Here is an 8,650-nt window from a genome sequence, read left to right as displayed (position 1 = left end):
CGTGGCGTTCCTTCGAGGCGGTCGAGTACGCCACCCTGGAGTGGGTCGATTGGTACAACCACCGTCGCCTCCTCGCGCCAATCGGCAACGTCCCTCCCGCCGAGGCCGAAGCGCGCTATCATACCCACGTCGGCGACCAAGCCTTAGCCGCCTGAACCAAGCCAACCAGCCTCCGAAAAACCCGGAGCGGTTCAGCCACCAAGCCGCAGCTGGCGCAGACCATGATCGAGCGGGCCATCCAGGCAGAGGTGCCGTTTGCCTGGATGGCGGTCGACAGCATCTACGGCGTGGGCGAGATCGAGCTGGCTCTGCGGCGCGCCTACAAGGGCTACGTGCTGGGCGTTACCGGTCAGCATCACTTCTGGTCCTGGAACGCACACCTCGACGTCGCGGGCACCGCCGCGGAGATCGCCAAGGGCATCCCCGACCAGGACTGGCTGCGCCTCTCGGCCGGAGCCGGAATCAAGGGACCACGCCTGTTTGACTGGGCCTATCTGCCGCTGGCCACGCTCCGGGCCGACGCGCTCGACGCCGCGCTCGATCAGAGCTTGTGGACGCGCGGCCTGCTGGTGCGGCGCAGCCTGTCGGACGGGGCGCTCGCGTACTTCACCACCTGGTGCCCGGCCGGCACGCCGGTCGAGAAGCTGGTGATGGTGGAAGGCCGGCGCTGGGCGATCGAGGACGCGTTCCAGACCGCCAAGACGGAACTCGGATTGGCCCACAACGAGAGCCGCTCGTGGCACGGCTGGCACCGGCACGTCAGCTTGGTGATGCTGGCCTTCGCGATGCTGGCGCGGGTGCGCCACTTGGCCAACAGTCCGCCCCCAAAAACGACGCTCATCGCCAAGCTCGCCGGTGCCGTGGTCCATCCAAGAGATCCGGCGCGTGGCGATGCGGCTGGCGCAGCGGCGCATTGAGCCCGCCCTCGTGCTCGCCTGGTCAGCCTGGCGGCGCGCCCACCAAGCTGCCGCTCGACAGGCGCATCTCAGAAGAAGGATGCAACTGTAATCTTAGAGCACCATCCGAGCGGCTCACCGAGCGAGATGGCTGGATGATCTTCAAGCTCAATGCCACGAAGCGGCGCGACCCGCCGGCGGATCGCTTCCGCCAAATTCACCGACTCGACTGCCTCGGTGCCGAGCGTGTCCGAGAAGATTGAACGCACCTCGGCTTCCATTGATCGGCCATTCATAGCAGCGCGCCCGCGAAGCCGCTTCTTCACCCGCCCGTCAAGATTACCGATCGTGATCGTCGCGCTGGGTGCGTGGGAAACGGCCATGCTCCGATCGTAGGCGTTGCTAGCACTGCTGGCAACGAAATCGTTTTTTGCACTCTGCATTCAGCCTTATCATCGCTCGATGTGGCGACCCCGCTCACGGTCGAGTAGCGGATCGGGGCGATCGAGGCGGCGGGCGAGCTCGTCGACCAAAGCGCGCGTCGCCCGGGCCGGTGCCTGCGTCAGACGACGCCCGTAGGCATCCACCAGCCGCCACGTCGGCACGATGAGCGGCTCGACGCCAAGCCACGACATCGCCTCACGTAAAAGCCGCGCCGCGCGCATCACGCGCGGCACGTCGACCCCTTGGCCGATGGGCTCGCGCGTTTCCAGCGATCCATCCCGCACGAAAGCCACCCGGTCGGCGGCGTGATCGACTACGTTGGCCTTCTCGCTGTAGTTCCGCGCCTCACGGAACAGGCGCTCCAGCACCATCGCGTCGGTGGCCGGCATCCACGCATCCGCCTGACGTTGCCGGCACAGGGCGTCGAGCCGGTCGCGCTCGACCACCACCCTGGCCTCGTGCCGGTGCCGGGTCAGGCCGACATAGAGCTCGCGCGCGTCGGTCGCCGCCCCGACATACATCACCGCCGCGGACGAGGTCCGGCCTTGCGCCGCGTAGGCCGTGCCCGCATAGGCATGCACGATCCTGGGCTGCGGCCGCTTCCGGCCGAACCGCGGCTGTTGCGCCAGATCCGACCACGCCACCTCCAGCGCGCGACCATCCTCCAGCGCCAGGCGCAGGCGTGCTCCTCCCTCCGGCTCGACTGTGATCCCCTCGACCCGGGCGCGATTGCCGTTGCGCAACCCGAGATGCGGCAGGCTCTCGCCGATGCGAAGGCTATCGCCGACAGCGAGAGCGAGCGGCACTGGCCTGTCGTCACGGTCGCGCGCCGGCAGGGTGACCACATCGGGACCGAGGTGTCCCTCTGTCCGCAGCACGGCCCGCGCCCGGATATTCAGCGCTGCAGCGTCGGCGTTGCGCCGGGTCACGATCAGCACGTCCTCGCCCTGCGCCGCGCGCTGTTCGGTCCAGATCGCGAGCACGCGCGCCTGCGCAGCCTCGGCGCCGGCGACCAGCTCGATCTGGTCCCGGGCCGAGTAGGCGCGCAAGCCCGCCTCGACCTCGCCGCGCGCCATCAGCACCGAGGCCGCGCGCTGCCACTCCACCGTCTGCCGGCGGACCTGTTCGAGCACCACAGAGCGCCCGACCACATCGGCGACCGCCCGCAGAGCGCTCGCGCCCCCGACCGAGGCGAGCTGGCGCCGATCGCCGATCAGAACCACCTTCGCCCCGGCCGACCGGGCCGCGCTCAGCACGGCCTCCATGTCGCGGGTCGCGACCATCCCCGCCTCATCGACCAGCACCAGGGTACCGGCGTCGAGCAGCGCCGGCCGGTCGGGGCGGTTGGCGGTATCCGGACCTGCTGTCAGCGTCCGGTCCTGGCGCCAGCGCGCGATCGCCTGCGCCGGGATCCCGGTCGAGCGCCCGAGCTCGTCGGCGGCCACCCACGACGGGGCGAGGCCGATCACCCGGAGACCGGAGCCGCGGGCGGCGGCCACCAGGGCGGCCGCCGTCGTGGTCTTGCCGGTCCCCGCACCGGCCTGCAGCAGCGACACCCCGTCCCGACCGGCGGCGTGGCGCACGGCTTCGCCCTGCTCGGCGCTGAGGTGAGGCGCATGCTCCAGCGCATCCTCGACCGCCTCGGGCGTAATCCAGGTCCGCTCCAGGGGACGATCGGCCGCGCGCAGCATCGCCGCCTCGCAAGCGGCGATGCCCGGGCTGGTCCAGCACGCGCTGGCACCCGGGACCATCGCGGCGTCGGCCAGCGGCAGCAGCGCGCCATCCCGTTCGAGCTGGGCGAGCTCCGCCTCCACGGCGTCGACCCCGACGCCGGCGAGGCCCGCGACCTCCAGGGCGCGCTGGAGCAGATCCTTGCGCGCCACGACGCTCTCGTGCCGGAACAAGGCCGAGGCGGCGCGTGCCACCGCACCGTCGCCGGGGATCTCGGGCGGCTCGAACGGGGTCTCCCGCTCCCGATCGCGCTCGGCGGTCAGCACGAGGGCGGAGTCGCGCTCAAGGTGACGCGCGGCCAGCCACGGATCGATCACGCAGGCGGCGAGTTCCGCGCGCCAGCGTGCCTCCAGCTCCGGCCCGGTCGGCAACTCCTCCTTGCCCCGGCGGGTCGCCAAGGCGGCGATCTCGCGCTGGGCGCTGCTGGCGCCCGTGCCCGCATAGGCTAGGATCTGCTGCGAGCGCTTGGAAAAGGCCGCGAGTAACGTCTCCGGCAGGCCGGCGACCTCCCACTGCCCGCGTCCGGCCTCGCGATACTGCAGGCCGAACCGCTCGCGCAGCCCTTCGGCGAGGGCCGCCCTGTACGCCGCTCCCACTCCGAGCTGGGCGGCATATAATCGCTCAGGCTCAATGGTTAGATGCGTCCGGGACTTGTATCGACCAGCACCGGCATTTGCAGGCGTACCAGCGACATTGATGAACACGCAGTGCGTGTGAATATTCGGGTCACCCTCACGAGTTGTATAGTGATCGAACCGGCCGACGATCAGGTCGCGCGGGCGATGCTGGTCGGTACCGCCGGCGCCGGTCCGGACAGTGACGAGGCCCTCCGCGGTGACAAAACTCAGCGCCCGCTCGACGGCGGCGCGATGGGCGGCCTCGATCGCAGCGCGTTGCTCGGGCGTGCCGGCCATCCAAAGCACGGACACACTCTTCCCGGGGGTCATAGTGCAGTCGACGCCCGCCCAGTGACCCGGGCCGGCACCGCGCACCAGCGGCTTGCCCGTGCCTGGGTGGATCCCCGCACACAGGTCGCGAAACGAGGCTGCATCGATCGCCGCGCCGTGGCGCACGATCGTCTCGCCGCTGCTCCACCAGACCCCGCCGCCGTCCGAGAGGTAGTACTCGTCCCGCTTGTCGGGTTTGGCTTCGCGCTGGCTGTCGTGGGTGTAGTACGACGCTGCCGGCGAACCGGCACCGAGCCGGTGCAGCGAGGCGGTCACGGCGCCGGATCGGCGACGCCGTCGCCCTTGTGCAGGCGGCAGACCTTGGACAGGTCGATGCCGGCCGACGGCGCACCGAGTTCGCCGACCGCCTGGGCCATCTCGAGGATGGCGCCGTCGATCTGCTCCATCCGCTCGACTAGGACGCGGTGACGGATCGCCACTTCCAGGTGCTGGACGATGCACTCGACGGCCAAGCTCTCGGCGGACCAGCCGCGCTCGGCCGCGGCGGCTCGCAACCGGGCGGCGAGCGCCGCTTCCAGGGTCACGGTGAGCTTGACCTCCTGGGCCATCGGCGTACCTGCTGCGCGCGGATCGAGACGGCAGGCTTGGCACGGACGAGGCGGTTGGGCGAGGCCGACACGGCCGCGCGGTTAACGCCGGGCCACTTCAGTGCGTGTGGTGTGATATCCCTTCTGCTACCGTGGCCCAGCCGTAATCGCTGCCGTACTTGGCCGTGGGTTGCCGTATTGCTGCCGCGTCCAGCCGCGATGCAACCGTTACCTGCCGTATGCAGCCGCGCGCTAACGATTCCTTGCCGTGATCCCTGGCATTTGCCGGCCCCACCACACCGGCCGACAAGGGACCGCCTGATAGGTCGGCGTACATGCCGATGCAGTCCCGCCTCGACCTCAGCCGCCTCAAGCGCGACCTCGCCGCCTCCGCCAAGGCGCGCGACGGCATGACGCTCGCCCCGGGCGGGCGGGCGGCCACAGGGCTGATGGCGATGGTGCGCGACAACCTCGACGCGCTGCTCGCCCTGAAGGCCTCCGGCAGCACCTGGAAGGAGATTGCCGCCGGCCTGACCGCACAGGGTTACGCCACCGCCGACGGGCGCCCGCTCACCGACACGCAGCTGACCGGCGTGATTTCTAGCGTGCGCCGGCAGGCCCGCCGCCGGGCCGCGCGGGCGGCTCTGCGCGACATGCGGCCCGATCTCGCCGCGGCTCCACTGCCACCGCGCCGGCCCGCGCCGGCTTCGCCCTCCGATGCCGGCGCACGGCGAGCCCGGCTCGCCCCCGAGCTCACGGCCGGTTCGCCTCCGGAATCCGGCGAGCCGCCCATGAGCGAGGCCGAAATCCGCGATCATCACGTCACCAAGCACAAGCACCTGTTCAGGAAGGACCCCGAGTGATGGCCCGCGTTCTTATCGTCGCTCAGGAAACCGGCGGCATCGGCAAGAGCACGATCACCCGCGGGCTGGCCGAGGCGGTCACCGACGTGCCGATACTCGAAGTCGAATCGACCCCGCGCCTTACGGAGTTCAAGACCGCGAAGGCCGACAACGAGCCGGGAAGCGTGCGCCACTTCTCGGTGCGCGCCAGCCGCGAGGCGATCGAGGCCTCGGGCGGCAAGGCAGCGCGCGCCGAGTTCGACCCGGTCGTCAACGCGCTCTACAGCGTGACCGGTCCGACGCTGGTCGATCTCGGGGCCAATTCCTCGGCGAGCCTGCTCGGCGTGCTCAAGGACGAGGCGGCGTCGCTGCGTGAGGCCGGGATCGAGCTCGGCCTCGTCGTGGTGGTCGCGGCCGAGGCAGGGTCGCTGGCGGATGCGGGCAAGCTGCTTCAGGCGGCCAAGGACTGGGCGGCGGCAAGCTTCGTGGTGGCGAACGCGCTGCGCGGCGCGATCGATCCCGTCATTCTGAAGCGGGTCGCAGGTGCGGCGACGCTGAGCCATTTGCGCGCGTTCGAGCTAGAGGACGCCACCCGCGAGGTGCTCACGGCGGGGCAGCTCCGCGGCATCCCGAAGCTCGACCGCGCCAGGCTCGCTAAGGAGACCTCGCCGGCCCAGGCCGGGCGGATGCTGCGCGACCTGACCGCCTTCCGCCTCGCGGTGATGGAAGCGGTCAAGCCCGCGGCTCTCTGGCTAGTCGAGGGCTGAGCCTCGTGGCCATTCCACCGAAGCGCCCCGCGGGCCCGCCCGCCTCGGCTCCATCTGCCTCGGGATCACCGACGGCGAAGACGGTGCGGGACAACCTCGCTGCCGCCACTAAGGCGGCCGAGGCCGAGGCGACGGAGGTGGCGCGGGTAAGCAAGCGTCGGCTTGACGGGCTTTTAAAGGCGCGACCCGATGCGCGCTTTGCCGCCCTCGCCGAGGCGGAATCCGTACTCACGCCGGAAGACCGCCTGGCGCTGTTGGACTCGCTGCGGAATGCGGAGGCCTCGCATCGGCCGATCCGAGCCGGGACGGCGAGCCGGCTCGCGATCTGGCGCTCTCGGCTGCCCTACCGCCTCGTGCCAATCGGTCTCGGCCTGGGCAGTGCCTTACTGCTTTTCGGCTTGGCACTAGTCGCTTGGTACCGCACGCCAGAGCGATGGGTCACCCTGCGGGGTGCGGAGCCGCAGCCGATCGGCTGGCGTATGCCGGACGGCATGCGCGTCGCGGGCCGGCTCGATCCTGGTTCCCGCGCACTGCTTTGGCGCCGTGATGGCGCGGACGGTGTGCTGCGAAGCTGGGTGGCGCAGTCCGGCTACGCGGAGGCGCGCGTGCCCTTGAGCCTCCTCGCCACAGCCCCCTGAGCTGAATGACCTCTCGCCTGCGCTCAAACCGCTGATCGACGGAATCCACCATCGATGTCCTTCGCATTGAAGATCGTCGTCCTGACGATCGCGATCCTGCTTCTTGGCTACCCCACTGCGGCGCTCGTCGTGCACGGGCTCGATCCAACCCTCTGGCCGAGTGAGGCCATGCGCCCGGGCATGTGGTTCGCGCTCTGGCGCACCGGGCAGCTCGATGCGATCGTGGAACTGTACTGGGCGATGCTCATCGGCCGCGCGCCGGCGTTCGCGAGCGGCTTCTGGACGCTGATGGCGGTGCTCGCACCGATTGCCTTGATGATCGGCTGGCGCTTCGCCGGATCGAAGGCCGCGCCCCGGCGCGACGCCTCCGACCTGTTCGGGGGGGCGCGCTTCGCGACCGCCGCCGAGCGCGCCGCGATGGGTCGAGGCCTCGAACTCGGCCTCGACCCGGAGACCGGGCGCGCGGTGCGCGTCGCCGTCCAGGGCACGCTCGCGACCATCGCGCCACCGCGCAAGGGCAAGACCTCCGGCGCGTTGATCCCGAACCTGGCCTATCCCGAGCCGAACGCCTGGTCCGGGCCCGCGGTCGTCTTCGATCCGAAGGGCGAACTTTACAGGGCTACGGCCGAGCGGCGCCGCGCCATCGGCAGGCGTGTCATTTGTCTCGATCCGCTGAACCTCGTGGGAGGCACGGACCGATGGAATCCCCTTGCTGACCGCGATCCGGAGGATGTGCTCTATCTTCAGCATACCGCTGCCGCCCTCCTTCCCGAACCGGGCGGCGACGGCGAGGCTGCCGCCTACTTCCGCAACCGGGCGATCGATCTCATCACCGGTGCACTCCTAGTCACCCTGAAGCGCGGCACCCGCAGCGTCGCACAGGTCCAGGCGCTGATCGCCGACCCTGATACTTTGATCGCGCAACTCGAACATTTGCGACCGGCCCCCGCCGCGCTGAGCGCCCTGGAGATCCTCAAGGCCGATCCGAAGACCCGCGACCCGCTCGTCGCCACCTGCGCCCAGGCCTTCCAATGGCTCGCCGACGCGCGCCTACGCCATCTCGTCGGCGCCACCAGCTTCGACTTCGCCGACCTCGCCACCGGCCGGGTCGATCTGTTCGTGGCGGTGCCGCCCGAGTACAAAGATCTGCTGGCGCCGCTGCTGCGCTGGTTCCTCAGCGATCTGTTCACGAGCGTGCGCCGCAACCGGCCGGCCGAACGCATCTTGGTGATGATCGACGAGGCCGCAGCCCTCGGGCGGTTCTCCGAGATCCTGACTGCATCTGCCGAGCTTCCGGGCTACGGCGCCTCGCTCTGGACTCTGTGGCAGGACCGTTCGCAGATTGTCGGCCTCTACGGGCAGGCGGGGGCCGACACCATCCTCAACACCGCCGAGATCGTGACTGTGTTCGACGTGCCGGCGGTCGATCCCGACGCGAGCGAACGCTGGTCGCGGGCGCTCGGCGACTACACCGCCCGGGTCGAGACGCTGACCCGGCCCGCCGAGGGGCAGGGTCAGCGCAGCATTGCCCTGACACCGCAGGCCGCGCGGTTGGTCCCGGCTCAGGCCCTGACCAGCATGCCGAGCCGAGAGCTTCTGGTGTTCGCCAACAGTGCCGCTTATCCGCGCCATCCGATCCGCTTGCACAAAACCGTGGCTCATTCCGACCCACGCTTCTTAAGTCTGATCAACTCTGTAGCCCCGGTCGGACAAAGCTGATGATGCACTTACATTGAACGACGTGCAAAACTTATTGAACTGAATTATATCGATTCACAATAAATATATTATTATAAAATTGCAAATTCGCGATAAATGCTACGTTTGTCATTAGAAT

7 protein-coding genes and 2 pseudogenes are annotated in these 8,650 nt (G+C 69.5%); 6 read left to right on the top strand and 3 right to left on the bottom strand.

All coding sequences use genetic code 11. The annotated features are described in order from the left end of the window. A pseudogene (locus tag HPY23_RS00950) lies at window positions 1-155 on the top strand (IS3 family transposase); the annotation flags it as partial. A gap of 39 nt (window positions 156-194) precedes the next feature. After that, a pseudogene (locus HPY23_RS00945) lies at window positions 195-917 on the top strand (IS701 family transposase); the annotation flags it as partial. Between the two features lie 68 nt (window positions 918-985). On the opposite strand, the gene HPY23_RS00940 reads toward HPY23_RS00945, so the two are convergent. The 3 genes from HPY23_RS00940 to HPY23_RS00930 all read right to left on the bottom strand — a co-directional run bounded on the left by HPY23_RS00940 (window position 986) and on the right by HPY23_RS00930 (window position 4,587). Further along, on the bottom strand, window positions 986-1,279 hold the full coding sequence (locus HPY23_RS00940) for a FitA-like ribbon-helix-helix domain-containing protein (protein ID WP_083469131.1): 294 nt from the start codon (window positions 1,277-1,279) through the stop codon (window positions 986-988). A gap of 69 nt (window positions 1,280-1,348) precedes the next feature. Beyond that, a complete protein-coding gene (gene mobF, locus HPY23_RS00935; protein ID WP_048444045.1) occupies window positions 1,349-4,294 on the bottom strand; it encodes a MobF family relaxase in 2,946 nt (981 codons plus the stop codon). After that, entirely contained in the window at window positions 4,291-4,587 is a 297-nt protein-coding gene (locus HPY23_RS00930) for a hypothetical protein (RefSeq protein ID WP_048444044.1), read from the bottom strand. The genes mobF and HPY23_RS00930 overlap by 4 nt, the downstream gene beginning before the upstream one ends. A gap of 314 nt (window positions 4,588-4,901) precedes the next feature. Here HPY23_RS00930 and HPY23_RS00925 point away from each other — a divergent pair, with 314 nt between their 5' ends. The 4 genes from HPY23_RS00925 (at window position 4,902) to HPY23_RS00910 (ending at window position 8,532) form a co-directional block, all read left to right on the top strand. Then, window positions 4,902-5,429 carry a hypothetical protein gene (locus HPY23_RS00925; RefSeq protein ID WP_048444043.1) on the top strand — a complete coding sequence of 176 codons (528 nt, stop codon included), beginning with the start codon at window positions 4,902-4,904 and terminating at the stop codon, window positions 5,427-5,429. Beyond that, window positions 5,429-6,175 carry a P-loop NTPase family protein gene (locus HPY23_RS00920; protein WP_048444042.1) on the top strand — a complete coding sequence of 249 codons (747 nt, stop codon included), beginning with the start codon at window positions 5,429-5,431 and terminating at the stop codon, window positions 6,173-6,175. The genes HPY23_RS00925 and HPY23_RS00920 overlap by 1 nt, the downstream gene beginning before the upstream one ends. Before the next feature lie 83 nt (window positions 6,176-6,258). Then, window positions 6,259-6,813 carry a hypothetical protein gene (locus HPY23_RS00915; protein ID WP_048444041.1) on the top strand — a complete coding sequence of 185 codons (555 nt, stop codon included), beginning with the start codon at window positions 6,259-6,261 and terminating at the stop codon, window positions 6,811-6,813. 54 nt (window positions 6,814-6,867) lie between these two features. Continuing rightward, the gene (locus HPY23_RS00910; RefSeq protein ID WP_048444040.1) at window positions 6,868-8,532 is read left to right on the top strand and encodes a type IV secretory system conjugative DNA transfer family protein; all 1,665 of its coding nucleotides are present in this window, start codon (window positions 6,868-6,870) and stop codon (window positions 8,530-8,532) included. Window positions 8,533-8,650: the final 118 nt, after the last annotated feature.

The sequence above is a fragment of the Methylobacterium ajmalii genome, from assembly GCF_016613415.1.
Taxonomy (GTDB): domain Bacteria; phylum Pseudomonadota; class Alphaproteobacteria; order Rhizobiales; family Beijerinckiaceae; genus Methylobacterium; species Methylobacterium ajmalii.
This window is presented reverse-complemented; position numbering and strand designations above follow the sequence as displayed.